General features: G+C 67.2%; 20 protein-coding genes and 7 pseudogenes. 13 read left to right on the top strand and 14 right to left on the bottom strand.

The window, feature by feature from the left end:
• Positions 1–74: pseudogene (locus tag ACZ60W_RS33250) on the bottom strand (GlsB/YeaQ/YmgE family stress response membrane protein); the annotation flags it as partial.
• A 617-nt stretch (positions 75–691) separates the two neighbouring features.
• Here ACZ60W_RS33250 and ACZ60W_RS33245 point away from each other — a divergent pair.
• Positions 692–1,126, top strand: a complete 435-nt coding sequence (locus ACZ60W_RS33245; RefSeq protein ID WP_469759124.1) for a TspO/MBR family protein — start codon at positions 692–694, stop codon at positions 1,124–1,126.
• Between the two features lie 631 nt (positions 1,127–1,757).
• On the opposite strand, the gene ACZ60W_RS33240 is transcribed toward ACZ60W_RS33245, so the two are convergent.
• Positions 1,758–3,059: a pentapeptide repeat-containing protein gene (locus ACZ60W_RS33240; RefSeq protein WP_469759123.1), complete on the bottom strand. Its 1,302-nt coding sequence runs from the start codon at positions 3,057–3,059 to the stop codon at positions 1,758–1,760.
• A gap of 997 nt (positions 3,060–4,056) precedes the next feature.
• On the bottom strand, positions 4,057–4,614 hold the full coding sequence (locus ACZ60W_RS33235) for a hypothetical protein (RefSeq protein WP_469759122.1): 558 nt from the start codon (positions 4,612–4,614) through the stop codon (positions 4,057–4,059).
• A gap of 883 nt (positions 4,615–5,497) precedes the next feature.
• On the opposite strand from ACZ60W_RS33235, the gene ACZ60W_RS33230 reads away from it, so the two are divergent.
• A complete protein-coding gene (locus ACZ60W_RS33230; RefSeq protein ID WP_469759121.1) occupies positions 5,498–5,698 on the top strand; it encodes a hypothetical protein in 201 nt (66 codons plus the stop codon).
• A gap of 121 nt (positions 5,699–5,819) precedes the next feature.
• Here ACZ60W_RS33230 and ACZ60W_RS33225 read toward each other — a convergent pair whose 3' ends face one another.
• The 5 genes from ACZ60W_RS33225 to ACZ60W_RS33205 form a co-directional block, all read right to left on the bottom strand.
• Positions 5,820–6,047, bottom strand: coding sequence for a hypothetical protein (locus tag ACZ60W_RS33225; RefSeq protein WP_469759120.1), 228 nt, complete (start codon positions 6,045–6,047; stop codon positions 5,820–5,822).
• A gap of 329 nt (positions 6,048–6,376) precedes the next feature.
• Entirely contained in the window at positions 6,377–7,468 is a 1,092-nt protein-coding gene (locus ACZ60W_RS33220; protein ID WP_469759119.1) for an RNA polymerase sigma factor, read from the bottom strand.
• Positions 7,461–7,673: a hypothetical protein gene (locus ACZ60W_RS33215; RefSeq protein ID WP_469759118.1), complete on the bottom strand. Its 213-nt coding sequence runs from the start codon at positions 7,671–7,673 to the stop codon at positions 7,461–7,463. The genes ACZ60W_RS33220 and ACZ60W_RS33215 overlap by 8 nt, the downstream gene beginning before the upstream one ends.
• A gap of 906 nt (positions 7,674–8,579) precedes the next feature.
• Complete coding sequence (locus tag ACZ60W_RS33210) at positions 8,580–8,864, bottom strand: hypothetical protein (protein ID WP_469759117.1); 285 nt, start codon at positions 8,862–8,864, stop codon at positions 8,580–8,582.
• Between the two features lie 62 nt (positions 8,865–8,926).
• On the bottom strand, positions 8,927–9,697 hold the full coding sequence (locus tag ACZ60W_RS33205) for a hypothetical protein (protein WP_469759116.1): 771 nt from the start codon (positions 9,695–9,697) through the stop codon (positions 8,927–8,929).
• A gap of 656 nt (positions 9,698–10,353) precedes the next feature.
• Here ACZ60W_RS33205 and ACZ60W_RS33200 point away from each other — a divergent pair.
• Together ACZ60W_RS33200 and ACZ60W_RS33195 are read left to right on the top strand one after the other, a co-directional pair.
• On the top strand, positions 10,354–10,887 hold the full coding sequence (locus tag ACZ60W_RS33200; RefSeq protein ID WP_469759115.1) for a DUF7822 domain-containing protein: 534 nt from the start codon (positions 10,354–10,356) through the stop codon (positions 10,885–10,887).
• A 149-nt stretch (positions 10,888–11,036) separates the two neighbouring features.
• Entirely contained in the window at positions 11,037–11,522 is a 486-nt protein-coding gene (locus ACZ60W_RS33195) for a hypothetical protein (protein WP_469759114.1), read from the top strand.
• Here ACZ60W_RS33195 and ACZ60W_RS33190 read toward each other — a convergent pair.
• A pseudogene (locus tag ACZ60W_RS33190) lies at positions 11,515–12,247 on the bottom strand (IS110 family transposase); the annotation flags it as partial. The gene ACZ60W_RS33195 and the pseudogene ACZ60W_RS33190 sit on opposite strands and share 8 nt — an antisense overlap.
• Before the next feature lie 243 nt (positions 12,248–12,490).
• Between ACZ60W_RS33190 and ACZ60W_RS33185 the strand changes: the two are divergent.
• A complete protein-coding gene (locus tag ACZ60W_RS33185; RefSeq protein WP_469759113.1) occupies positions 12,491–12,745 on the top strand; it encodes a DUF6461 domain-containing protein in 255 nt (84 codons plus the stop codon).
• A 255-nt stretch (positions 12,746–13,000) separates the two neighbouring features.
• Here ACZ60W_RS33185 and ACZ60W_RS33180 read toward each other — a convergent pair.
• Positions 13,001–13,389: pseudogene (locus tag ACZ60W_RS33180) on the bottom strand (transposase); the annotation flags it as partial.
• Between the two features lie 419 nt (positions 13,390–13,808).
• Between ACZ60W_RS33180 and ACZ60W_RS33175 the strand changes: the two are divergent.
• Positions 13,809–14,519: pseudogene (locus tag ACZ60W_RS33175) on the top strand (transposase); the annotation flags it as partial.
• 5 nt (positions 14,520–14,524) lie between these two features.
• On the opposite strand, the pseudogene ACZ60W_RS33170 reads toward ACZ60W_RS33175, so the two are convergent.
• Both ACZ60W_RS33170 and ACZ60W_RS33165 read right to left on the bottom strand, forming a co-directional pair.
• A pseudogene (locus tag ACZ60W_RS33170) lies at positions 14,525–14,887 on the bottom strand (transposase); the annotation flags it as partial.
• 442 nt (positions 14,888–15,329) lie between these two features.
• Positions 15,330–16,127, bottom strand: a pseudogene (locus ACZ60W_RS33165) (IS5 family transposase).
• Positions 16,128–16,241: 114 nt separating this feature from the next.
• Here ACZ60W_RS33165 and ACZ60W_RS33160 point away from each other — a divergent pair.
• The 4 genes and pseudogenes from ACZ60W_RS33160 to ACZ60W_RS33145 all read left to right on the top strand — a co-directional run.
• Positions 16,242–16,575 (top strand): annotated as a pseudogene (locus ACZ60W_RS33160) (SRPBCC family protein); the annotation flags it as partial.
• 139 nt (positions 16,576–16,714) lie between these two features.
• Complete coding sequence (locus ACZ60W_RS33155; RefSeq protein ID WP_469759112.1) at positions 16,715–17,125, top strand: SsgA family sporulation/cell division regulator; 411 nt, start codon at positions 16,715–16,717, stop codon at positions 17,123–17,125.
• Between the two features lie 376 nt (positions 17,126–17,501).
• Positions 17,502–17,891, top strand: a complete 390-nt coding sequence (locus ACZ60W_RS33150) for a hypothetical protein (RefSeq protein ID WP_469759111.1) — start codon at positions 17,502–17,504, stop codon at positions 17,889–17,891.
• Positions 17,892–17,961: 70 nt separating this feature from the next.
• The gene (locus ACZ60W_RS33145) at positions 17,962–18,741 is read left to right on the top strand and encodes a hypothetical protein (protein ID WP_469759110.1); all 780 of its coding nucleotides are present in this window, start codon (positions 17,962–17,964) and stop codon (positions 18,739–18,741) included.
• A gap of 195 nt (positions 18,742–18,936) precedes the next feature.
• Here the strand turns inward: ACZ60W_RS33145 and ACZ60W_RS33140 are convergent, their stop codons facing one another.
• Positions 18,937–20,217: a metal-dependent hydrolase family protein gene (locus ACZ60W_RS33140; protein ID WP_469759109.1), complete on the bottom strand. Its 1,281-nt coding sequence runs from the start codon at positions 20,215–20,217 to the stop codon at positions 18,937–18,939.
• Positions 20,218–21,798: 1,581 nt separating this feature from the next.
• Here ACZ60W_RS33140 and ACZ60W_RS33135 point away from each other — a divergent pair.
• Both ACZ60W_RS33135 and ACZ60W_RS33130 read left to right on the top strand, forming a co-directional pair.
• Positions 21,799–22,218 carry a hypothetical protein gene (locus ACZ60W_RS33135; protein WP_469759108.1) on the top strand — a complete coding sequence of 140 codons (420 nt, stop codon included), beginning with the start codon at positions 21,799–21,801 and terminating at the stop codon, positions 22,216–22,218.
• Positions 22,219–22,838: 620 nt separating this feature from the next.
• Positions 22,839–23,189 carry a hypothetical protein gene (locus tag ACZ60W_RS33130; protein ID WP_469759107.1) on the top strand — a complete coding sequence of 117 codons (351 nt, stop codon included), beginning with the start codon at positions 22,839–22,841 and terminating at the stop codon, positions 23,187–23,189.
• A gap of 421 nt (positions 23,190–23,610) precedes the next feature.
• On the opposite strand, the gene ACZ60W_RS33125 is transcribed toward ACZ60W_RS33130, so the two are convergent.
• Positions 23,611–26,004, bottom strand: coding sequence for a hypothetical protein (locus tag ACZ60W_RS33125; protein ID WP_469759106.1), 2,394 nt, complete (start codon positions 26,002–26,004; stop codon positions 23,611–23,613).
• Positions 26,005–26,160: 156 nt separating this feature from the next.
• Between ACZ60W_RS33125 and ACZ60W_RS33120 the strand changes: the two genes are divergently transcribed.
• Positions 26,161–26,334 (top strand): hypothetical protein, encoded by a 174-nt coding sequence (locus ACZ60W_RS33120; RefSeq protein WP_469759105.1) that lies wholly within the window; start codon positions 26,161–26,163, stop codon positions 26,332–26,334.
• Positions 26,335–26,406: the final 72 nt, after the last annotated feature.

Raw genomic sequence — 26,406 nt, 5'->3', positions numbered from 1 at the left:
TCCTTGCCCGGCATGAGGGCCTTGGCGATGGCTCCGGCGATCAGGCCGATGAGGATCCACGCGATGATGCCCATAGTGCCGCTCCACTTCGTCATATAAAGGCTGTGTTAGCTCTCGTATGCGCCGGCATCGTCCCGGTAAACCTCTGCTCAGGGCAGGCAGCGTGCCTGCCCGCCTGACGATGGCGTGCCGGTCGCGCATGCCAGCGCCGCGAGGACAGGCGCGCGGCCTTCGGCGGCGAGCTGTTCGAGGGCGATCACGCCGTCCACCTACCCAGGGCGGCGCTGCTCACGACCGACGACGGGGCGCGTTCGCTCCGCCGCGTTCTGCCGTCCCCTGCAACGCCGGCACCAGGTCTGCGGCGAAGGTGACGGCGGCCTCGTAGGACCGGTGTCTCCTGTCGTATCGAGTCGCGGAGCCACGCCACTGTTTCCAGCGGGGGAAGCAGCGATCCCGTACCCCGCGCACCGCCGGCGCCCGCCCTGTGCCGAGTCCGTCCGCACCCGCAGCACGAGCGCGAGGGAGAGTCCGACGGGCCCGGGGAGGGCAGGCGCATCTAGGCGGTGCCGGAGACCGAAGTCCAGGCGTCGAGTAGTGCGACCCATGCGAGGAGTGGGCTCTGATGTCTGAAGCGGCTGACCGGATGACTGCACGGGGCGTGAGAGCGTGGGCGGCCCTTTCGGGTTTCCTCTTGGCGGTCTATGTCGTCGCGGCCGTGGGCGCGCTCGCTTCCGCGGACGCGGCGGAGGTCTACGCGTCGCTGGACCTGCCTGCCTGGGCGCCTCCCGCCTGGCTCTTCGGTCCCGTCTGGACTGCCCTCTACGCCATGATCGGCACCGCCGCATGGCTGGTCTGGCGGCAGCGGAGGGCAGCCGGCAGGACAGCGGCGATGACCTGGTGGGTGGTGCAGCTGGCCCTCAACCTCGGCTGGACCCCGCTGTTCTTCGGACTCGGCGCGTACGGCGCCGCTCTGGTCGAGATCCTGCTCCTGGTCGTGGCCACAGGCGTCACCATCCGCCTCTTCACCCGGGTATCCAGAACGGCTGCCCTCCTGCTCGCGCCCTACCTGGGATGGGTGTGCTTCGCCACCGCCCTCAACGCGGCGATCTGGGTGGCGAACAGCTGACGCGTGCCGACGGCACCTCACCAGGCCCCCCGACAACATCGGACCGGCAAGCCCTCCGGGAACGACGGCCCGACCGGCCGTGCCGAGGACCGCCGGTCACGCAGGGCCCGCGAGTCGCCGGCGGCCGTATCGAGGTGACCGGTCGTCCAGGTCCTGTCGTTGCGTGTCATGCGGACGGACCGTGCAGGTCCGTGACACGATCCGGCGCGCCGGCTTCGATCGAGCGCGGAGCCGGATGCCCGCGTTCGTCTCCTCCGGCACTTCAAGGGCTGGTTCCTGCGAACCGAACGGCCCGCCTCCTGCCGGAGGCCGTCGACATCATGGACTTCCGAACGCGGCAACCCCCGCGTGGTCTCTCCTTCGGCCCCCACCTCCGCAGCATCGGTGATCACCCCCTCCATCACCCTCGGCCAGGCCATTGCCCTCACGCTCGCCATCGCCTGAACACACCGCGACTGGAGACTCGAGCCCTGCGGACGAGTACGTGCGTCCGAAGCGCTCGACGAGGGAGTCGGAAGCAGGGGTGGTCCCGGGATGGTCCCCGGGACCACCCCTACTTTTGATACCCCCTTGAGACAGACGGATGATGGGCGATGTCGCGTGGGCTCCTACCCCCTCGTCATCGCTGGCCTCATGCCGGACGTGGGACCCAGTGGCGCGGCACGGTCAGCCACTCTGGTGGCGGAGCCAGCGGCAGGCCACGCGGAGGAGTGCCTCGGGACTCACTGAAGTCGCAGGCGCTGCCATCGAATGTGCTGTCGGTGAAGTTGACTGTGCCGTCGCTGAAGTCCGTATCCCGGAAGTCGCAGGTGCTGTTGCGGAGGGTGGTGTCGACGAAGCTGATTCTGCCGCCCCCGAAGATGGTGCGGTGGAAGGTGACGATGGCGCCGTCCAGTCGGGCGAATCGGAAGCGGACCGCGCCCCCGTCGATGGTCGCTTCACTGAAGTCGATTCGGGACGCTGCGTCGAGGGCTGCGTTGGTGAAGGTGACATTGCCGTCGCTCATCGTGACCATGCTGAAGGCGGCTTCGCCGTGTCGGAAACGCGCTCCGTCAAACTTGATCATCCCGCCGCGGAGATCAGACCCGCTGAAATCGGCCGAGCCTCGATCGAAGGCTGCTCTGCTGAAGTCGACGAGGCAGTCCCTCCTGAAGACAGCGCCGAGAAGGAGAACGACCCCGCCTTGGAACAGGGTGTCACGGAACAGGACTCGCCCTTCGAACGCCGCACCGCTGTAGTCGACGGTACCGTCCAGGAACTGCGCGCCCGAAAAGTCTCCTCCGTCGAAGACCACTCCGGTGAAGTCGAAGTCGCGACCGTGCCAGGAACGTGGGTCCGTCGCCGACAGGCGCAAGTGGTCACGGATCAGCCGGATGACGGTGTGCCGGACCTCCCGCGCGGCCAAGTACTCGTGCCGTGCGGCCTCGTCGCTCTCCGGCAGGGCGGCCTCGGGTGTGTACGGCAGGCGCAGATAGGCGCACAGGACGTCGATGCAGGTCTGGCGGAGTTCTGGGGTCGGGGCATCGTCCGCGAGCCCCGCGAGCGAGTGGACGCCACCCAGACGGACGGCTGCGGATGTGTCGCCCAGCTGTGAGACAGCTGTGGTGAACCGCTCGTTGTGCAGACGGGTGGCATCGCGCAGCGCGCCGTCCTCGTCGACCCGCTGACGGCGGTAGGCGACGACGAGCGCCACGAGTGCGCCGGCGCCGGCCACCACACCGAAGGACAGCTTCACCAGATCGAAGAGTGTCTTCGAGTCCAGACGCCGCTCGGCTCTGATGCCCTGCACTCCGAGCAAGTCCCAGCCGAGGAAGAAGACGGAACCTGCCGCGATGAGCGCAGTGGCGAACGCGAGCGCGAGGACAGGACCGACCGGCCAGAGCCGCAGTCCCCGGAGTCGGCGGCGAGAGAATCGTATGGTCACGTACCGCATGACTACCGGCAGGCCGTCCTGGTTGCAGGGTCCAGTAGGTTCGCAGGGCCTGTCCGAGGTTGAACCCGGGGATCGGGGCGGCTGGCTCGTAGCGGGCGAGGTCCATGTGGCGTCGACTTCGATGCTGACCTCAAGGGCTGCAACCGAGAGTCGGCCGGCCAATCCGCAGCATGCCGATCCCGTCAGCGGGGCCCGTACCCGCGGCACGGTCCAAGCTGATGTTCGGGTCAGGTCGGCCTGTTGGTAGGTCTCCGACGGAGCCACCCTGCTCGACACCAGCAGCCGCTACGGACCCTACGGACGCACCATGTGCGCCCCGGACCCGGACCGCCCCGGGGGGCTGGGCTTGCCCAGGAGCGCTCCACCCGCTCTCCTTTCGAGGCGCGGGCCAGCGTCGGGGGAAGAGTCATGACGTGTCATACAGATGCCCGTCGGGAACTCCTCTCGGGTCGAACGGTACACAAGGGCTTTCCGTAGAACCGGCCTTACCCGTACGTCAATCCATGCCATGCCCGAGCCGGATGCTCTCCTCCGCGATGGCGATGGCGATGGCGATGGCGTGTGCGGGGCGGCCGTGTCCTGGTGCGCGGCCAGCCCGGACCCATCTGTAGGTCTGCCGCGCCAGCGGTCTCAGGTCTCGACTTCGAAGAGCGGTGTGGCATCGGTCAGGCCGAAGAGGCGGCACAGGCGGCCGGACGTAGGGCGCGGGGAGCCGTTCGAGGACTCCGGCGGCCGTGTCGGCGGCCGCCGTGATGTCGCCTTCCTCGCGCGAACGCGCGGCTGTGTCCACGGCCAGCAGGGTTCGGGTCATGACCGAGGGCGCTGTGGTCAGGGCGAGCGCGTCGTCCTGCGCGGCGTACGAGACCGACGATGTGCCGAGAAGCGTGTGCACCTGCGATAGGTGCACGAAGTGCCTCCGTCCGTTCGGCCCTGTCTGTGTACGAGAAGACCGCGCAGCGGGCTTACCGGTAGAAGACCGGCTACCTCAAGCCCTGGCTCATTCGCCGCACTTGGTGATGGGTTTGGCGGCTGCTACTGCCTCAGCAAGGGGCTGGTTGAAGTTGTTACTGTTCGAGTGACTTTCGCCCAGTTCGGATTGCTCCTGAGGGCCGCTTGAGGGTGCGAGAGGGGCATCGTTCTGTCGCCTCCACTTCTGGCCCTGTGCGTCTCGGAACCACACCTTCTCAACTCGGATGCGTGAGGCAGCCACGAACTCGCTTGCGTTGCGTCCCACGACATCCGGCGTGATGAAGACCTTCGAGCAGGGCGGGAGGACTTCGATCAGGACGTAGAAGACCTGGCCGTCGTTCTCCTTGGGAGGGGTGACGGTGCCTTTGACATAGACGGTGGTCACAGGATCCAAAGACCGGTTTGCCAACACGCCACTGATCCCGCCGTTCTTCTGTCGCTCCGACCATGCGGACACCATGGATGCCTGGCGGCGCTCTTGAACCCCTGCGTCTTCTCTGGACTGCTCCAGCTGGTCAACGGCAACCTGAGTTGCGTAGTACGTGCTTACACCAGTGAAGGCCAGGCCGCCGGCCGCCACCAGCACCGAAGCGATGGTCGCGTAGAGTGCCCAGTCGAGACGTCGCCACCATGGGCGAACCACCTCCGGCCTGACGTCCGCTTCCGCCTCACCAGCGGATGCCAGACGTCTTACCCGAACCGGCATCGGTCCAGGCCGCCGGCGCACCCTTAGCCGTGCCTGCCGATCCCCGTTGTCTGCCATGGGCGTACCCCCTGTGTGCGTCGGTCTCCCCGTTGACTCCGCCAACTGTGCCCTCGTCTCGTCGGCCGCGCAGTGAGAACTCCTCATTGACAGCCGTGTTCTGGCCAGCCCCATACTGGGTGCCCGGAGGAGCAACAGCGCGGGTTGACGCGTTCACCGCAACATCTCGTCCGGGCCGATCGGCACGAAAGAGTAGATGGATGGGCAGGGGTGCGGAGCGGGAGTGCTGGGAGCTGCGATCCGGAGCCGGTGCGGGGCCGTCGCAGTTCGGGATGTCTCCAGCCGAGGTCGCCCAGGCACTTCTGCTTTCTGGACCACAGGAACGGGGTGGCGGGTCGTATGAGCAGGAGGACTTCCCGGATGGGGTGAAGGCGTTCTACGACGCGGTCAACCTCGCCTGAGTTGCGCTGGATGTGGTCACCGGTCCGCCGGTCTTCCTCTCTGGTTTCCCGCTGGCGGAAAGGGATCCGGAGCAGTGCCACTTGTCCCCGGCGGTGTTTCTTGACCGTCAGGCGAAGGTTCTTCCCAAACGGACAGTGCGGCGCCACCCCGGCCTGCCGCTGCAGCGGGAATTCCGACAGCCTCGACGTTGCCCTTGATCGGGCCGTCCTCGGGATCGCTGACACGATGTCGGTCCCGGGCCCACCACCCGCGACAAGCCGGAACTCGCCCTTTCTCACCCACGAGACGTCATACAACACATCCCATGGCTGCCGGTCGAAACAGTTCTTCGTTCTCAAAGATCGCCACAGGTTCCATGGCCCAATCGTACGAAGCCTTGAGTACTTCGCCGATTGGTTTCCCCGTGAGGAAGCAGACCGGTCATGTCAACCTCGGCAAGCGCGACGGGATGGACGACGAGCCCAAGCTTTCTCTCACGCCTGGGAACGCCGACCGGCTGCACTGACCATGCTGAAGAGCTGATCCCGTGCGATGCAGCGGCGCTCTGTGAACGCATCCGCTCTGGGCTTGCCGCGCCCGAGTGCATTGCCCCTCGTCTCGAGCCTGGAGCTGTTCACCAGATGGGGTCAGACAGGGCTAATGCCCTCTCCCTCCGCGGCAGCACGAGGGGCGGGGAGTGTGGCCTGAGCACGGATAATCTCGGCTTCGCCGTGGGCGCGGGCGAGGTCGGCGAGGGCGTGCGCGTGGATGACCGTAGCCTCCGCCTGAGTGCGGTTCCGTTCCTGGGCTATTTTGACGAGCTTGTCCGCGAGGGGGACGACCACGACCAGCACGGCTGCGATGAAGAGTTCCATGAATGTTCCTTTCTCCGATGCCTCGGCCGCGGTTCTGTGCAGGCCGATCACAGAAATAGGGGGACTGGGGCCGCGTCTGCATGACACGGTTCCCTCTCCTACGACCGGCCTTGAGGGGCGGTCAGGGTAGGACGGGCGGGGTCGGTCGGGTCCAACGGCGAACGACCGGCCGTGCGTAACGGCAGTGGAGGAATGGAAGGGCCTGCGGCTGGCGGGCAAGGCGCGGCTGCGGCACCTGCGTCCGAGCCGTGGGGGTAGCAGGCGCGGAGTTCAGCGCATCGGACTGCCGCTCAGCGGCGGTCGCGCTACGGGGATAGGGCTGGAGGCGCCTACAGCGGTGCCTCGCCGGGGTCTGTGGGCCAGGAGTATTCCGGCGCCTCGCCGGACGGGCTGACGTGCGACGGGGTGTCGTTGCTGGTGGACTCCCGGACGGGAACCTCGGGTCCCGTCAGGCCGGTAGCGACCGTGTTGCGTCGGCGCCCGGTCGTGATGTGGGTGGCGGTCAGTGATCCGAAGCTGCAGCGAACGTCGATGGTCGTTCCGGTGGGCGCGGAGGCACGCCCCTGGCGGAGGGCTCCCATGGTGATCCATTCCTCGGGAATGCCCAGGTGGACCGCATAGTCGGAGGGGGTGGGCAGGATCTTCTCTGCGACCATGCGGGGTGATGCCTGGATCAAGGCGTTGAGGACCTGTGTGTGGCGGGCGAGCCGGGGCCCGGATTGCCGTCGGCGGAGCCAGGCGATGGCGGTGATGCCGACGATACTGGCCGCCGTGGCGCTGGCGAGGGCAGGTGATTCGGGAGAGAGTCTGGTGATCCATCGGCCGGCGGCAGTGTCGGCACTGCTGAGGCCGTCGGCGACCTGGGAGGCCCAGCCGATGAGGACGGTGAGGGTGGTGGCCAGGACGGCAGCGAGGGCGACCTTTGCGCGGCGGATGTGGGTCGACACGGTGCCCCGGCTGAGGCCGGTGATGTGGGCGATCTCGGCATGGGTGTAGTCCCAGCCCTCACTGAGCAGGATGAGCCGGCGCTGCTGGGGGGAGAGCGTCGCGAGGGCGCGCTCGGTGTCCACGACGGCGGCTGCGGCCTCGTCTTCTTCGACGTCGGAGACCCAGAGGGTTTTGTGGCCTTCGGCGTCAGCGGCGTTGGTATCGAGGGGGGCTGAAGTCTTGCGTCGGCTGAGGTCTTTGACCTGATTGCGGATGACGGTGCGAAGGTAGCCGTGGAGGTCCTCTATCTGCCGTGTGCTGCTGTTACGGAGGGCGATGAGGAGAGCGTCCTGGACGACGTCCTCGGCGTCGGCGCGGGACGGGGACAGGCCCTCAGAAGTTAGCGCCTGCCGGGCGAGGCGCAGGAGCGCCTTGCCCTGGTCGAGGTGCACGGCGCGGAGGCGGTCAGGAAAGGGGGTGCCGGCGTCAGGCACGAGCGGTGCCCTTGATCTGAGCGGCTTCGAGGGCGAGGGCACGGATGATCTCGGCATCGCCATGGGCCCGCGCGAGGTCGGCAAGGGCGTGTGCGTGGATGACTGCTGCCTCCCCCTGTATACGGCTGTGGTCCTGGACCATTCTGACGACACTGTCCGCGAGGGGGACGAGCACAGTCAGGATGACGACGATGGCGAATTCCATTCTGTTCCCTCCGGCTGGGCCGGCGTCCGTTTCGCGCAGGCCATTCACAGACAGAGGGGCGACGGGCCGCCTCCTGCATGACAGGCGGCGGCATGTTCCTTGAAGGCGTGGTCGTGCCGGCGGACAAGAAGGAACCTTGGGTCGGCTGCCATGCAGTGGCGTCGGGCTGTTCAGGACGGGGCCGACGCCGTGATCACTCCATCCACAGCAAGATCGTGACGCCAAAGCGGGGCCTTAAAGCACCATGCCGTCACAGGCCGTCTGGGCCAGGACCGCACCCACAACCCCACCATGCTCAAGGCCCCGTCGAGGTTGGCACGACGAGCTAGATGGGGAGCAAGACATGGGAAAGTCGGTTGAAGGGCGTGTCCGAGGTCCGCTGGGGGGACTTCCGCGACGCGACGGGGTCGAGGCCAGCGGTGTTCCCTCTCCGTTGTCTCGGATCGCATACGGGGGTGGGGACACGGCTCGCAGCCATCGATGACATGGGCGATGCGATCGGTGCGCTGGGGCTCGTAACGACGAGGCGACAACTCGTCTGGTCCCGTTCCTCCTCGAACGTGCCGCCCTTGCACGTGGCCTGCAGGACCGAGTTGTCGGACCTGCAGGACAGCAGCTGCCGGGCCGACCAACTACATTCTGCCGTTGAGGCAGCGCAGGACCGCAAGCATGATGCGAGCTATCAGGAGCAAGCCGACTGGGAGGCAGGAGTAAGGACAGCTGTGTAAGCAGGCCGGACAGTAATCGAGGGCGTTGCTTCCTCCGTACGGCCGGAGGAAGCGACGCCTGTTCGGAAGTCAATGGAGGAGATGGACAGAATCCCGCCGGTCCCGGAGTCTTGAGCCCTTAGCTTGCGGGTGCCAGTGATCAGGCGACACCCTTCCGGTACTGACTGCGATAAGGCGGTTAGTCGCGGAATCGAGGAGACGGGGGGGTGGGGTGGCGGCGAGTGCCGACGCTCACCCAGACGACGGCGATGCCCATGGTGACGGCTCCGGGGGCGATTGCCCAGAGGGTTCCGGCAACTGCCAGCCATACGGTACCGGTGAGAGCGCCTGCCAGAGAGATGGACAGGCTGATTCGCTCGCCGGGGAGCGACCTGTAGATCTCGGTCATCCGTTCGTCGATGCTGGCGTTGACGTCGGCGAGGGCGCGGGCCTGATTCGTGTAGAAGCTACTCGGGTCGCGCATGTGGGCCTCCACAGCGGCGTCTGTCCATGGAGGGTGTGGAGTGGGGCGGTTTTCAGGGGTGCTCATGGGGCCAACCCGGCGGTGAGGAGGTCTGCCAAGAGCAGCAGCTGGCGGATGTCGCGGTCGCTGTACTCGACTGCCCCAGGCAACCAGCCAGAGCGGTCGGAGTCGACGGCCAGCACTCCCAGCGGCGCTGCACCCACGACAACCGGAACGACAGCGACTGCATCCGGTGACAGGGACGGTGTGGTGATCATGACGTTGGCCTTGAAGATCGAAGGCTGCGTTCCGGCGTTGAAGACGCGGATGCTGTCGACCGTCTGTTGGAGGACGTTGTGTCCCGAATCGGTCGGAAGGAACCGCTGCTTCGATCCCGCAGGCCACTCCGCTGCCAGAGTGAAGACTTTCGTGGCCGCGTCGTAGGTGTAGAACATGCCCCGGGATCCGGGTGCCACGCCGGCCGCCGAGACAGCGACGGACTGATCCAGCCGTCCGCGCTGTGTACCCAGAGATGGAGAGGTGTTGCTCAATCCGGCGATGGTGGCCACATGCTTCACACTGGGTGTCAGACCCGCGACGAGTAGCTCATAGCGGGCTTCGGTGTCCCGTGCCAGTTGCTCTGTAGCGGCCCGCAGTTTGTTGGCCCGAGACTTCTCATACGCGGCCACGATCAGTGTGATGGCCGTGCTGATGATCCCGGGGACGAGGAGGGACCATGCGATGCCCTCGGACTGGCCGGCGACGACTGACAGGGCGAAAGCCACACTACCGAAAAGAACCGCAAGACTCGTGAGCAGACGGTCGATGACCTTGTTCCTAGTCTCCGGCGCCATCTCACCCGTTCCAGGAAGTAGAGATACTCATCCAGAGGGACAGTAGTACCAAATGCGCTACAGCTTGGCCCAGTTGAGCGACTTCGACATCAGGTCACCCTGACGCCCACGCCATGCCGACGCAGAGGGACGGACAGCGGGCGGGCTGCACGGCGATCCACCACGCACCCCAGGCGCGCGCCGAGAACGCAAGGGACCCTCGCCCCTGCCGCCAGCGACGCAGGGCACCAGGTTTCTACCGGGGTGGAACCCATCCGGTGAGCTCTTCCCACTCCGGGGGGCGGCCTTCTCCATCCGGTCTCGACTGCTTCGCCCGTGGATCATTGCGGTTGCGCTGACGAATGTTCTGCAGGCGCTGGCGAGCGGCATCCTGTCCGCTCGTGTCCGCCTGGGCCTCCTCTCCCATTTGCTCCAGCCGGCCACAGGGAGGGCGAGGGCCGGCCCGCCCCCGGCGCGTTACGGCGTTCCGCAGCGTCAGCGATGTTCACGAAGGCGGCCGACAAGGGGTGAGGCTGCCAGGTGCAGCACCGGGCGCGGTCCTGGTGCGTGCTGCCTGACTGCCTTACCGGGGCGAGGTCCTCCCATGCGTTCCGGCCGTGTGTGTGGGGTCCCGGGGGCGTCGGCGTTGTCGGTCCCCGGGTGTTAGCGTCCCCACCATGGCGAACCGTTCCTATCTCTACTCCGCGGACTCGATGCCGAACGAGGCGGCGATCCCCCAGCGCATCCGATGCATATCCGAGCACAACTGGGACATCCCGCTCGCGCACAGACTTCTTGTGGGGTTCGGAACCACGATCGTGCCGTCCATGATCTGGAACCCCCCGATCGGCATGGCCGCGGACTACGCCGGCGGAGCGGCCCTGCTCCGCGACCTCCTGCGGGCGGTCGGGAAGGGCCTGGAGGAGGACGCCGTGTTCGCCGAATGCGTCGCCACGACCACAACCCACCTCGAGAAGCAGCAGTCGAAGTACTTCGTCCTCGAGACTGGGGAGATCATCTCGATGACGGACGAGGATCCGGCAGTAAGTGTGTGGCGTCTGGTGGACGAGGACATCCCCGACGCCGTCGCCCACGCCGAGGCGGCGATCGCCGGACAGAACGACGACTGGCTGGCTTCGGTCCGGGCCGACTGGCAGAAGCACTTCGCGTCCTTCTACAGCGATGCACTCTACTTCTCCTTCCCCGGCTGACCCCGCCTGCGGTGCGCCACCGGGCGATCCCCGCCCGAACCGCGTGACCCAACCCAGTACGAACTGCTCCCCGCCCCAGGGGCCCCTATCTCATGGGTCAAGGGAAAAACGGGGATGCGTCGGGTTGACGAGCCGGGCAACATGGCGGGGTGGCTGATCTGCTGTGGGATGAGGTGAGTCCCTTCTTCGACCCGGACTTGATGGGGTCGTTGCCGGACGTGCACGTCCCGGATGCCTCGGTGGAGGACTGGCAGGCGGTCCTCGATCTTGTCGCGGAGAAGGGATGGAAGTGCCAGTACTCCGAAGGTGAGACGGCGCTTCCGGTGCCTCGGGCGGAGGCCGTGCTGTCCCGCCCGGCCGATGCAGAGTGCCCTCATCTGCGGGTCTGGCCCACTGCCGAGGTGTTGACGATCTTCCGATTCCATGCGGACGATGAAGTCGACTTCGACGTCGACCTGCGGGAGTTGCAGGGACAGGATCGACTTGAGGTGTTCTGCCGCTTCCTCCGTGAAATCGGGCGGCGGCTGGGCAAGCCCGTGCTGATGGACTCGGAAGGCGGCCATGGTCACCCAGTGCTCGGCTTCGATGTAGAGGCCGATGGAGTTGTTCTTCTCGCAGATCCGCAGGTCAGGTGACGTCGGCCGACAGCTCTTGTTCGTCGAAGGTGCCGTCGCGGAGCATCGCGAACAGCACGTCGGCCGGGCGTCCGGCGAGGCAGACCGGGCCTGAGCGTGATGCTTTCCCTGGGCGATCTTCTTGTCGTAGTAGATCCGGGATGCCGGGTCGCCCAGGGAGGCGAACGCGGTGAGGACGAGCACCCGTTTGAGCTGCTGGTTTCCTCTCCTGGAAGGCTGTTCGCCGCGGATCGAGGATCCTGAGCTCCGGGTCGCCTGGGCGAGTCCGGCGCGGGCGGCGAGATGGCCGGCGGTCGGGACGGTGAAGGTGTCCTCGACCAGACGCTGCCATTCTCTGGGCCTTCGGTCGTAACCGGGCGCCGCGACCGCGGCCCCAGCACCCGCTCCAGCGACGAGTGGATCTGTGTCGGCGGGCCGTGGAGCCGGTTCGCGACCCCGGTGGCTTCGCCGACCGGGTCGTCGTCGAGCCGACGATCATCTCCAACTCGGCGATCGTCTGGTACACGCCGTCGATCGCCCGCAGCGTGTGAGGCATCGCGCGGGCGGCGTCCGTGATGATGAACGCGTCCCTCGCATCCGTTTTGGCGGCCTCGCCTGGGTAGAGGTCGGCGATCCGCCGCATCGTCAATCCGGGCAGGTAGGCGACCGGGCAGCCCACGTCCGGGCACTGCCAGCGGCAGGGCTCCGATCGAGGCAGGCTGGTCGACCACAAGGAGCTCTGTTCCGTGCTTGACATCCGATGCAGATATCCGTGAAGCGGTGACGGTTGGCTTTGGTGTCAGTGGGGTGTGACAGCATCCGCCGAGTGACTGGTGAACACGCGGAATGCGGCCTGGAGATGCTCCGGGTAGGCGACTTTCCGATCTACACGTTGACCTTTGTGCGGGGTCTGAGCCCTGTCGAGCTGCTGACCCGCATGGGTGTTGACCAGGGGACCCTCGCACCTCGCGATGGCATGGATCTGTCGGATGACTTCGGCGACGACCTTCATCGACGATGAGGAGCCGGTCGTCACCACGGGGATCGACGGCTCGTGGACGTGGGCGTGGGAACAGGGTGGTGTGCACGGGCTCGAGGAACCCATCCTGAGCGCCGTGTCCGCTGGCACGGAGGCTGTCGCCCTGCATTACAACGAGAAGCCGATGTACTGGTTCACATACGCGGTCGACGGTGACGTCATCGTCGACTTTCACACGCTCCAGGAGATCGAGCCGACTGGGTAGGACCCGACACGGCTCGACGAGCACATGCGGCCGCTGGGGCTCGTCCCTGGCGAGCGGCCCCCTCTCCATGGCGTCCTGTCACTTGTCGAGAGCGCCTTCGGTATCCGGATGACCCATCCCGGAGAGGTGGACGAGCCGCGGATGAGCGGCCGGTTGGCCCCTCTGCCGGGGTGACTCCTCTTGCACCTGGGCAGTCACAGTTCGCTGGAGACGGCTGTCAAGCAGCATCTGCAACGGCGCCGGTCTGCGGGAGTGGTAGGCGGTGGTCTCGTCGTAGGGGATGTTGCCGGCGAGGCAGTGGTGGAGGGAGTCGAGCAGGCGGCCGAAGAGGTTGTGTTGGGCTGCGGTGTGCCGTTCTCCAGCTTTGTGTCGGCGGTCGTAGTGAGCTCTCGCGCCGGGTGAGGAGAGGGCGCGGAAGGCCCATAGGTAAGCCGGCTGCAGCGAGTCTTTGGTTCGTGCCCCGGCGTGCCATGACAGAGAGGCTTCTGGCCGGACGCTCGCGTGACCGGTGCACCCCCGGCGAAGGGTCTGAGTTCCTTGGCATCGATGAAACGGGATCGGTTGTCCCTGATCTCGGCGAGGATCCGGGCGCCGGAGAGAGATCTGAGCCCTGGGACGCTGGTGATGATCTCGGCGTTCGGGTGGACTGCCGGCCCAGACATGTTTTTGTATGGGGCGTCCATCTTTAAGGACTGGCGGTTTCGGATCTGGTGACACAAGATCGGGTTCTATGTCCCAGGCCGCACATGTTCAGAACACAGACCTCCTGCGCACGAGCGCGCTCGGTCTGTGGAGGCGGCTCAGGAGCCTTCTCGAAGACCAGGGGCTCGACCCGACGACGACCGTGCTGGTCAACCTCTTCCCGGACGGGGGTGACCTCGAGTTCGGCCAGTGCATAAATGAGGACGGCCGTGTCTACTCGTTCGACCTCGTCTACGACCGAGAGTCACCGAAGGCGGAGAACAGGGCCGTCCTTCGCGATTGGACAGACGTCACAGACACCTGGCAGCACCGTTCGTTCGCGGACGAGGTCGCCAGCGCCTTCATCTGGCGTCCCCCAGCACACCCCTCCCTGGAACGTGTCCTGGGCCCGCGGATCCAGCACCCGGCCGTGCTGAAACTGCTGGACCAGTTCGGCTCCCCGGCCCGGATCCGCAAGGCCGGACGCCGCCGCCTCGTGACCCTGATACGGCCCAAGGCACCGCGGATGGCCGAACGGCTGGTCGAGGACATCTTCACCGCACTCGACGAACAGACCGTCGTCGTCCCGGGCACCGACGCCGCCGCGCTGATCGTTCCCAGCCTCGCCAGCTCCCTCCGGTCCGTCCTCGACCAGCGAAAACTCCTCGCTATTCGGATCGAGGAACTTCTGGAGGCCCGCCCTCTTTCCCAGGTCCTGATCTCGATGCCCGGTATCGGGATCAGGACCGCGGCCCGCATCCTGATCGACGTCGGTGACGGCAGCGGCTTCGCCACCGCCGGCCACCTCGCCGCCTACGCAGGCCTGGCACGCGTGACCCGCAGTTCCGGCTCGTCCATCCGCGGCGAACATCCTTCCCGGCGAGGCAACAAGCAGCTCAAACGGGCCTTCTACCTCGCCGCGTTCGCCTCACTGTCCCAACCGGAGTCACGCGCCTACTACGACCGCAAACGCCGCGAAGGGAAACACCACATCGCGGCCCTCGTCGCACTCGCCCGACGCGGCATCGACGTCCTCTTCGCCATGCTCCGAGACGGCACCTTCTACCAGCCGCCCACACCAGCTACGGCTTGACGAAATCCATAGAGGCACCTTTTTGCCGCCCGGATACTGACCGAGTCGATCGCGCACCGTGACCCGTCCAACTCGCCGCGCGCTCCGAGTTCGCCGAGGATCACACGGTAGAGCCGGGCACAGACCCGCTCCCGGCTGCACTGGGTGAACCGCCGGCAGACCGTCTGCCAGGCCAGCCCGAACACCGGCGGCAGTTGTCGCCACGCGCAGCCCGATGTCGCCACGGAGATGATCGACGCCAGGGCCTCGCGGTCTCCCGTCCGACGCCGACCGCCACGTTGTGGACGTATCACCTCCATCGGTGGCACCACCCGCCGAAACAACACCCACAAATCCTCCGGCACCAAACGCTCAACCAGATCCGTCATGCACGGAACAACGAAGGATCACCCCGTAAGAAAGCGACGTCTTAGAACGCCTAACAGAGTGAGGTTGCTGACTAAGTGCAGGCGATGGACCGGGTGAGGTCTTCCGTGAGGAAGACGATGAACCGTCGATGCGAGCCGGTGATCGTCGCCAGGTAGATACGGGCTGATCCGGCGGCATGAAGTCTGTCCACGGCTTCGGCCATTCCGGGGCGAGGGGCACTCCGGTGTCGAGCATGACCTGATGCCGATGGGACCAGATGTCCCAGAGTTCGTGAGCGGCGACGGTCTGAGCCTGGAAGAGCTCGAAGTCGGACCCTGCCTGGAGCTCGGCCAGGGCGGCACGCGCGGAGGTGCTGTCGTCCCGATCGAGTGCGGTTTGCAGATCGTCACGGTTCATGCGATCAGTCTGCCGCAGCCGTCTTCCGGCATGGACAGTGGCTGGTCAGATGAGGGACAGCACTTGGCGGTGGGTGATCAGGCAGCAGGCCAGCTTGAGGAAGGCTTCGTGGATGTCTGCTCGGTGCTCCCAGCGGACGCGGAGTCGTTTGAAGCCGTGGAGCCAGGCGAAGGCGCGCTCGACGACCCATCGATAGACCCCCAGGCCGCTTCCCTGGGCAGTGCCGCGCCGGGCGATGGCCGGGATGATCCCGGGAGACCGAACCTGATCGCGGTAGATGTCGTGGTCGTAACCGCGGTCGGCGAAAACGGCCTGGGGCTTGTGGCCTGGTCGGCCTGCTCTTCCGCGGACGGGCGGGATGGCGTCGAGCAGGGGCATGAGTTGAGTGACATCGTTGCGGTTGCCACCGGTGAGGACGACCGCGAGCGGTGTGCCGTGGCCGTCGGTGATCAGGTGGTGCTTCGAGCCGGCCCGTCCCCGGTCGACCGGCGACGGGCCAGTCTGGACCCCTTTTAACGCCCTGACGTGGCTGGAGCTCGACCAGTCGAGCCGAGCTCCGGTACTCAGCGCGGGCAGCAGTACCTCGTGCAGCCGCTGCCAGACACCGGCCTCGTTCCAGTCCCGCAGCCGGCGCCAGCAGGTCATGCCCTAGCCGAAGCCGAGTTCCTGCGCCAGCTGTTCCCATTGGATGCCGGTGTGCAAGACGAAGAGGATCCCGCACAGCACCTGCCGGTCCGGTACCGGCTTGCGGCCCGGATACCTGAACCTTCGCCCCCTCTTCGGTAACAGCGGCTCCATCCGCTCCCACAGGTCATCCGACACGATCCACGGTGAAGCCCTCATGGACTGCGCAACACCCACCCCACCCGAACGGACATGGCCACCAGGGCCGATCCACCTCACTGTGTTAGGTGCTCTTGGGCCGGGGCGGGGGCCACGGCAGGACAGTCCCGCCAGGTGACGCACTGGATCGCGAAGATCGAGAGCGTGACCAGAGAGTTCGATGTGGAGATCACCGAGCAGATCCCCGGCGAGCGGGTCGCCCGGACGACGCTGAGCGGCGAGGTAGGCAGGCCGCGGTGGTCACCTTCCACTGCCTGGAGGAGGACAGGACGAAGGTGATGCTGCCACGAGACTACGAACCGGAGGGCTACGCGGAGAACGGCGGTGACAAGCTGGGATTCGTCAAGTGTCAGATCACCGGCGACTTGAAGCGGTTCCAGGAGTACATCGAGGACCGAGCCACGAGAGCGGCTCCTTGCGCGGCGAGGTCTGGCCGTCAGCCTCATAAGCAGTCGTTGATGCTGACGACCTAGATGGTACGACAACCGAAACGCTTAGGTGAGCGACAGTCGTCGCTGAGGATTGAGCACCAGAGGAGTGGGCAGGCGAGCGGCGCGCTGTCCTGCCGAAGTCGAGAGGCCTCCCTTATGTCCTGCGTCTCCAGCCTGTTCGCGCTCCGTCTCGACGCGGGGGAGATCACGGTGCCGATTTCCGCTCGGTTCACCTATTCCGCTGACCGTCCGTATGCGGTGCAGGCGGACTTCTTCGACGGGCTGGCCGTGCTGGCCTCCTGGCAGTTCGACCGGAAGATGCTGGCCGACGGTTTGCTTCGGCCGGTGGGCGAGGGGGATGTGACGTTCTGTCCTCACCGGGGAGTGGGCGGCCATGAAGTCCGCATTGGACTGGGCCATCCCGCGGAAGGGCGCGAGGGGCGGTCGGCGCTCTTTGTGCAGGCCGGCGCATTGAAGGGATTCCTGGACCGGACATACGACGTTGTCGCCGATGGGGAGGAGTTCATCGATCTCGACAGGCTGCTCGATGAGCTCCTGGCTCGCTGAGGGCTCGGGATATCCGCCATGCCATATGACCTACGGAGTTTCCGTTCGTCGTCGGGGACGACTGACCGACCTTGATCTGACCGGCTGGCAGGTAGAAGCCGCCGACGGCTGCTCGCCCTGCTCGGGAACAACCTCGTCCTCGTCTACCAGCCGTACACGCTGACCGACGCCTGCACCTGACTATGGCCCACGCCGGCTCGGTCCTCCCCCTGGGCGCTCCGCCCTCGCCACCGCCACCGCCATGCCCACACCCCCCTCACCGGCGGACTCTGCGTCCTGCCGCTACGCCGGGCGCCTGACGCCTGTCACCTACCGCCTACCGCCCCTTCCGCCCTTCCCGGCACCACCATCCCCTTCCTGCACAGGTGCAAGCGCCATGCCCGATGGCGTCGACCACCTGTGCACCATCAACGAATCGCACTTGGTGGCGGCCCTCCTGCCCAGCCTTGCCCAGGCCGCCGCAGGCACACTGTGCGACGTGCTGCCCGAGCAACGCGCGAGCACCGGACTCTCCGAACCGGACGCCCGTCTCACCGCAGCCATGGTCCGCGCTCACCGCCGCGCCGACGAAGCGGTCAAGTCCCGCGCACCACACGGACGCACCCGCTGGTCGATCTCCCTCCAGGCATGCCAGGCTCTCGACGGCGCGAACGCGGCCACCGAGGCATACAGCCACCCGCGCCAGGACGTCTTTTGGAAGCGGCGCGCAACGACGCTCGCTGGGCTGGGCGTTGCTGCTGCCCATGTCGTGATCCTCTGGCCCTGAATCTTGTCCGCCGGATAGTGTGATGGTCGGAGTGGTGTTGGCTAATTCCTGTGCAAGCCACAAGCCACCGGTGTTGCATGCCGACGCCGAGGGAGAGGTCATGGCTGGTTGGTGGCGAAGGAAGTCCGCGCCTGAGAAGGACGTGCCGGCGACGGGCGAGCCGGAGTTCTCGGCCGTGTCGGCGCGCGCCACGCTGCCTGCGCATATCGACGGACCTGGCGGGCGGCGGGCTGTGACGCTCGCCGTGCACGATGACGGCGTGGTGCTGACCGACAGCGGTGAGCGCCGCGCCTACCCCTGGGCGGAGGTCGCCCATGTGTGGTACGCCGACGACATGGACGGCGAGGCGGCCGACGGCTTGATGATCACGAAGTGGCTGCACGAACTGCTGCTGGAGTTCACCGACGGCACGGTCGTGGGGTCGCTGCTGGCCGACCCGCCCGTCGTCACGCCGGAGCCCGTCTTCCGCACCGGCCGGCTCTCGCCCTCGCCCCCCTCTGCCGTCGCGCCACTGATGCAGCGCGTGAAAGCTCCGGTCGCCGACGTGCACCTCGCCAGAGCGAAGGCGACACTCGCGGCCGGCGGCCAGGTGGACTTCGGCCCACTGACCGCCACGGCGGACGGGCTGCACTATGACGGCAAGAAGATCCCCTGGCACACCATCACCTCATGTCGCTACGGCGTCGTCATCTTCTCCGAGGACGAGGAGGAACTGGGCGCGATGCTTCGCATGGAGTACGAGGTCGATGGCGGCGCGTACGGATTCCCATTCGCCTGGCTGCGGATGCCGGCGCTCGACGTCCCGGACCTGGATGTTCTGGTGCGGCTCGCCGAAGAAGAGCGGTCCTGAGCCGCAATGGTCGCCGCCACGTTCGGCTCCACCACTGCACGGGACACGGTGCATCGGCAGTGCCGTATCACCCTCCGGCGTTCGATCAGCTAGGCATGCCAGTACTTGATCACGAACACGATGCTCGACGGTTTCCGGGAGCCGGCTGTCGGACGAGGCTCCTGACAGCCTCTGCTGTCGTCCAATCCGCTACCGCTATGCGACGAGGTCGGGCAGGCCCGCGGAGGCGAGGATCCCTGCACGGTCGATGGCGACACGGCCCTCCTTGAGAACGGCGTGCAGCTGGGCGGGGTCGGCGAGGAAGTCGATGTGGTCCAGCGGGTTGGTGCCGCAGACGACGAGGTCCGCGGCCTTTCCGGCGACCAGACTGCCGGTGGCGTCGCCTACGCCGCACAGATCGGCGGCATCGGAGGTGGCCGCTCGGATGGCCTGGAGCGGCGTCATGCCGCCGATGCGGACGAGGAGACCCAGCTCCTTGAGGTTCTGCCCGTGCGGGGCGATCAGGCCGGCGTCGGTTCCCATCGCGACACGGATCCCGGCCGCCACGGAGCGGGCTACGGACTCCTGGGCAACCCGGTGCCAGTGCACGGCCTTGGCGTGGACGGCCGCCGGCACGGAGGACGGGTCGGGCTCGCCCATGGTCTCCAGGAGAGTGGGCACGAGGAACTGACCGCGTTCGACCATCTCCTCCCGCAGCTCGTCGGTGAGGGCGTAGCCGTGCTCGATGCTGCGGACGCCAGAGCGGACGGCCGCAGTGATGCCTGCTTGTCCGATCGCGTGGACCGCGACGGGAAGGCCGCCGTAGGCTTCGGCCTCCTCGACGGCCGCTCGGATCATCTCGGGCCGCAGCCCGAGCCATTCCGGCTGGTCGTGCGGGGAGGTAACCCCGCCGCTGGCGGCGAGTTTGATGCAGTCCGCGCCGGCGGCGACCAGTTCGCGCACGCGGGTGCGGATGTCGTCGACGGTGTCCACGATGCCCGAGGGGCTGCCGGGGAAGGCGACGGCTGCATCGAGGGCATCGATGCCGCCGGGAAGACGGAAATCGGCATGGCCCGCGGTCTGGCTCAGCATGCTCACCGCGACCAGGAGTCGCGGCCCCGCGATGCGACGCTCGGCCACGGCTTGCCGAAAGCCCGCGTCGAGCCCCATCAGGTCGCGCGCCGTGGTCACCCCGTTGTGCAGGGTGACCCGGAGGCGTTCGAGCACCTTCAGCGTCCTGTAGCTGACGGGTTCGCTCGCACCCGCCAACGGGCTTTCCGCCGGTCCCGGCAGAGCGAAGTGCACGTGCGCGTCGACGAACCCCGGGCAGACGGTCCGCCCACCCAGGTCCACTCGGGTCGCGCGGCGCAGGCCAGGATCGTCGGGAGCCTCGTCGGCCGGACCGCACCAGCGGATGAGCGCGCCCTCGATCACCAGGATGCCGTCGGCGACCGGTGGGGCGCCCGTGCCGTCGACGATCCGAGCATTGTGCAGCACGACGGGGAGGGAAGACACAGTGGTCCTTCAGGGTCTGAAATCCGGGATCCGGGGTGATGGTGAGGCGATCGTGCCACGGCGGTCCTCCGGTCCCGGGGACCTCGCCGTCGTGCCGCCCGGCGCGGCAGGAAGCCGCGATCGATTGCACGATCGTGCGAGCCCACCCGCACACGTCCGCCCGGGGAGTCTCGAAGAAGGTAGCTGGGGATGCTCCCGCGGCGGGCTGACCAGCAAAGTCGACCTGGCCTACGACAGCCGTGGCCGCCCCCGGCCTTCCTCGTCACTGCCGGAAACCGCGACGACTGCACCCAGTCCGAAACCGTCATCGGCCGCATCCGCGTGACCCGTCCGAGCCCGGACGGGCCCCGGAGCGGACCGATCATGTGGTCGCGGTCCAGGGCTACTCGCCCGCGCCTGCCGGGCCCATCTCAACCGGCGCGGGATCAAGACCAAGACCACCGTACGCGTAAACCAGCTGGTCAGGACGCAGACGGCGCCGTGAACGGCGCTGCGGTTTCGACGGGGCCGCCTACCGGCGGCGCGACGTCGTCGAGCACCGCCTCCAGCGCCTCAAGCAAGAGCGCGGCATCATCCACCCGGTACGACAGACGCCCCACCCGCAACCTCGGCGCCGCCACCCTCGCCAACACCCTCATCTGGCTCGACCGATGATCGACAAGACGCCACCTGGGCCATCCTTCCCGGATCTTGCCGGGCGTGGAGACTCGGCCGTCCAAATCCACAAGAGACGACCTGGGGCTCGCATCGCGCCAGCTCGTGTGATGCGGGTTCAGAAATGCTGTCGGCCTGGTGATGATGGCTCCGGGAATCAACATCAGGGGGAGATGCCTTCTCGTCCCGTTCCTACCGCGACGCGGTGGTGATCACGGGCAGCCGGGCCGCGCGCAGTCACATCTCCTTGGGCCCCCTCACCGTGAACAACGCCGCCGGCGGCCGCGTCATGGCCGGCGTGGTAGTCGTGCTCGCCGTCGCTCTCCTGGTGCCGGCCCTCTACGGAGCCTGCCAGTGGGTGGCCGGGGATGACGCAGCTCCGTCAACCGCGCCCTCCCTGCAGGAGCCCAGGCGGATCGACGGCGACGGGAGTGGGGGTGGGCCTCTCCTGACGGACGAGGAGGTCAGCCTTGCCCTGCCTACACGAGAGAACTTCCCCAGAAACTAGCTCGTCCAGGACGACACCAGCATTCACCCCTCGCCTGACGGATGTCGCGCCGACGGCATCGAGTACGAAGTGGACGGAGGCGTAGAGGGATAGACCTGGCAGGCCGCCACCTTCATTCATCGTCTATGCCTACCCGTCCGGAGCAGCCGGCGCCGCAAGCCCCGCGCTGGCGAAGTTCAGACGCTTTCACTTGCGCACGCAGGCTCTCCACGACACTCCGATCCCAGTTCGACACGCCGGTCAAGATCACTCGATGAGTGGGGAGATCGCCTGAGTAGGTTTGGCCGGTCCAGGAGCCGCGGATCGGAAGAGCGCGGTTCCCATCGCACTCCATGCTGAGCCCTCCGATATGTTCTTCCGGGCTCGCGCCGGCGGGTGCCACGCGTAATCGAGGGGGAAGCGTGCCTGGTGAGCGGCTTGACGCGGAGTGGGTCCGGTCCTGGCGAGAACAGGCCGACGCGGCACTGACGAAGCTGATGCAGTCCTTCCTCACGACGCACGGCTTCCCGCCCGGCCACAACGCCGTGATGCTCGCAACCGACGCCAGCCACCAGGCGACGGACGCGCTCGTGGACCTGACGCCGATCCCTTCCCACCTGACCACTCTCTACTGGGTGATCAGCGAGGCTTCCCTGCCCGACGTCGACAACGGGTACTTCATCCACTCACCAGCAATGGTGGCGGAACACTTCCGCGAGTACGGCCCCGCTCCGATCGACGGCGAATCGATCGCACTGGTCTTCGCCAGCGACGGCGGGGGCCATCTGTTCGCGATCGGAGACAGCGGACAAGTCTGGAAGTCCACCACGGCTTCCTGGTAAGACGACTTCGAGGTCGCCGCGTCCAGCTTGCAGGAGTTCCTCGAACAACTCGGCCGACAGATAACGAACCAGCCCTGATCATCGGCCGACGAACAAACCGGCCCGCTGCCCCACGGAGTTCATCTCACTCCAGACTGGGGAATCGCGAGTAGGCGTGGGTCACCCCTAAGCAGGGGGTGGCCGATTCCAAAGAGCGTCATCAGGCTGGGCTCATAATTCAGCGGTGGCAGGTTCAGATCCTGTCCCTGCTGCCAAGGCGACAGGGGCCCGGCAGCAGCCCGGGTTCCTGTCGCATGCCTTGTCGCAGCAGGCGGGCCGGCCGATGAGGACTCCGCAGGTACCTGTGAGGCATGGTGGCTGCGGCACCGTCAATCCGGGCATCCGCGCCGTGCGGATTCCTGGCGGTCGGGGCCAGGCCGGTTGAACTACGGCTCGGCGTCTTCTTCCTGGTTCCTGACAAGCCGCGCCGTCGTTTCCTCGACGTTTGGGGGGGGTGCGTGGGTCAGTGCTGTCTGCTGTGCTCGCTATCTGACCTGGGGGGCGGCATGGGGACTGCTGACGAAGAGCTGTATGAGGACGACGTCGTGAGGTGGCACAGCGGCTAGGGGAACACTGGCATCGTGCAGTACGCGTCCGAGATGGTGGCCGCGGGTGCTGGGTTCGTGGCGGCCACCATGTTCCAAGAAACTCTGCAGCGTACTGCGGGTGATTCCTACGATGGTGCCCGTCGCCCAATCACCTTGCTGCGCTCTCGTGTACGCCGGGTCCGGCCCGCACCGTCAGCAGCGGACGAGCTGATCATCGTGCAGAGTGAGGACGGCCGTTGGGATCTCTACTTGCCCGGGGATCTGGATCACGAGGCTCACGCAGCCCTGGTCCGCGACTTCGACGAACTCGTGCGAGACGAGGGCGACGGCTCTCGTGTCTCGATCTCTTGGAAAGAAGGCAAGTGGATCAAGAAGGCTGCCTGATCGTCCGGCGCGGCCTTCGTAGGAGGGGCAGGCCGGCGACGATGTGCCGCCACCACCACGACGGTCAAGACCGAGGGCGGTGAGAGCCTGCCGCTGACCCGGACATCGGCCGTCGAGGCATCTCGCGCGGAACCCGACGCACACGGCGCAGACGATGTCTGGGTCGTTGTCGACATCGGCGGACTTCTGGTTCCCGTGATCACGCACGTGCGCGCCTCCCTTGGCGCGGAACCCACCACAGCAACGAAGCTGAGACGAAGCTGAGAGAACCGGGACCCCAGCTCTTCATCAAGCGCGCCGCTGCACCCTGGCGGTCGACCTGCCAGGCTGACGCAGCAACAACTGAAGTGCGTCGCCGGACGCACGCATCCCGGCCCCGCCGATGCGGCGGGGCCGGGATGTTTTGTTCGGGGTGGGGCAGCTACAGCAGTCCTGTGAGGTCGGCGAGCCAGCGTGCCCAGATGTCGGTGTGGGGGAGCCAGGGGAGGGTGGCGCCGGCCACGATGGAGGACTGTGGTCCGTAGGTGAGAAAGAGGTCCGCGGCCGTTCGTTTCCGGGGGCGTGGGGAAGGGGGTGTGAACCACATGACCCAGAGCGTGATCGAGAGGGCGAGGGCGATGAGGCCGTAGGTGAGCAGCGGCTGTAGTGGTGCATGAGGGTTGGCTTTGACGGCGGTGGTGAAGGCCGCCCACAGGGTCGCCAGGACCGCCCACGCACCCAGCCTGGCCGCGTACCATCCCAGGCCCGGCCTCCCGGCCCGCCGTCGCCCGGAAGGTTCTGAGTCGCCGGCGTCGCGCGGAGGCGCTGGCACTGCCTTGGGCGCCGATTCTGCCGGAGGGGTGGTAGTGGTGGGGCGTCCAGGCTCCAGCGCGGGGTGCACGGGCGGGCCCGGCTTGTCAGCCGGGGGAGTGGGGGTGTTAGACAGGGGAAGCACGGGGTGGGCTGTGCTGGACACGTGTTCGTTGAACAGCACGCGGCTCCGGGCTTCCTGCAGGGCAGCCATCTCCTCCGGCCGGGCTTCCAGCGCTCGCACCAGCAGGGTGAATTGAAGATCGGCGGGCATCGCGGTGCCGGACATCCACTGACCTACGATCTCGACGTGTTCGCGCTTGGTGGAGCCGAACACCGTCTGTGCGACGCGCTCCTGCGTGACCCAGGTCTGACGGTCCAGTTCCTGCAGCATCCGTGCCAGGCCCTCGATGTCGGACACCTGCTCGAGCCGGCGGATGAACAGTACGGACCACTGGGCACGCACGCTCTCCTTCGCCTTCCGGCGCCTGGCCACCGCAGCTTCCTGCTGAGCGTTCCACTCCTGCCGGGCCCTCTGCTTCTCCGCCTCTTCCCTCTCTGCCTCTTCCCGCGCTTCCCGCGCCCGCGCGGCCTGCCGCGCCTCTTCTCTTTCCCTCTCTTTCCGTGCTGCCTGCGCCCGTGCCGCCTGCACGCGCAGTTCCTTCTGCCGGGCTTGTTCCTCTTCGGCATGGAGCGCTGCGGATACCCGGGGCCAGACGTCCATGTACGACTCGTAGAAGGCCGCCTTCTCCTCGTGGGTGGCGCCCATCGCCATCACCAGTGCTTCCAGCGGCCAGTAGTTCCTGGGGAAGCCGCTGCCGTCGAGCCATCCGCTGATGGCGCCGTCCGTGTACGGGCTTTCGCTTTGAGGTCGGCCGCGGTTGACGTGCTGCAGCATCCGCGCGATCGGCCATTCCTCGACGCCGGCACGGACCCGCAGCATGTCGATCGCCCGGCCCAGATCCGCCGGGGACACGGCTGCGGACAACACCTGGACAAGCAGGTTCGGCGGTGGTGACCAGACGGTATCCGTGCTGGTCACGGGGTTGTCCGTGTTGTCCTGGCCGTCTTGGCGGACAACCGTGTCACCTTCGGCGAGTTCGTCCTGCCGCGCGAGGACCTGCCCCGCGATCACCACAGGAGCGGCATCGGACGCCTGTTTGACGGGCTCGGCGACGCCCAGGTGCGAACGCAGCTCGTTCAGCTCCACGTCCTGCTCGGCCAGCTGATCCGACACCGCCTGCAAAACCTCGCCGATCCGCTCCAGCGGCGGCAGGTCCAGCCCCACCCCCGCCGGCTGCGGCAGCCGGCCCCCCGCCCCTTGCACGGCTCCCGTGGTCCGGCGGGCCTCGGCCTGGACACGGGCCACCTTCGCCTCCGCCAGCAGACGCAGCTCGAAGGCCTCCTCACTCGCCTTACGAGCATGCCGCAACTGCCCCTCCGCCCGCGCCCGGTAGGTCTCGGACTGCTCCAGCGCGGCCTGCAGCTCCTGCACGCCGCCCGCCTCCAGGCGGGCGCGGTCGCGTTCGTCGGTCAGCTGCGCACACTGGCTCTGCAGGACGGAGACCATCTCCTGCAACTGCGAGCAGCGCTTCTCGGAGTCGGCGAGCTTGCGCATCGCCTCGATCTGCTGCAGCCGCGCATCGTCAAGGCGTAAGAGGACATCAGCGACACCTGCCGGCATCGAGGGCCGGTCGGGCAGATTCGACCCGTCCGAAGGCTCCGGCCCCGAGACCCGCTGCGGCACCGCTGCCTGCGCGTCCCGCAGAAGGCGACGGCCCTCGGCGCGCTTATGCTCGCGTTTCTCCTCGGGGACGTACTTCTCGACGACCTGGTCGAGAAGCTTTTCGGGGATGAGCTTGGCGCCGTTGCGGTACTCGCTCCACGCCGTTTTGCCGTAGGGGAACGTCTCCGCCAGCACCGTGCCCGTGACCTGCGCGGTCACCTCGCGGACCCAGATCGCGAGCTTGTTGGCCTCCTCGGTACGGCCCCGGAGATCGCCCAGCGGCCGCCCGGACTGGCCCATCCCGCCTCCTCCCACCACGGACATCCCGAGGGAATACCCTCGTTGTCCGCGATCAACTCCCCGTCACCTGGGCCTCAATTGATCGCCCCAGGCGGACATTCTCACCCTCCCTCAGCGTGGTCTCCACCCAAACAACCGAACTCAGGAGGCCCCGGCATGTCCGCATCCAACGTCCCCCCGCCCTCCCGCCGCACCTGGGCGGCCGCGTTCACCGCCGTCCTCGTCCTGGCCCTCAACCAGGGCTGGGCGCCGGACGAAGTGATCAAGCTCGCCGCCGCCGTCCTCGTCCTCATCGCCCTGATCGCCGGCACCGGACCCAACGGCGAGTAGCCGGCCGCCCCGGGGGGGCCGGACCCCCGAACGGGGGGGGGCAGGAGGGGAAGGAGCAAGGCACAACATCTC

This window comes from Streptomyces sp. NPDC104202, from assembly GCF_055584185.1.
Note: the sequence above shows the minus strand (reverse complement) of the source record. Positions and strands in the feature narration are given on the sequence as shown.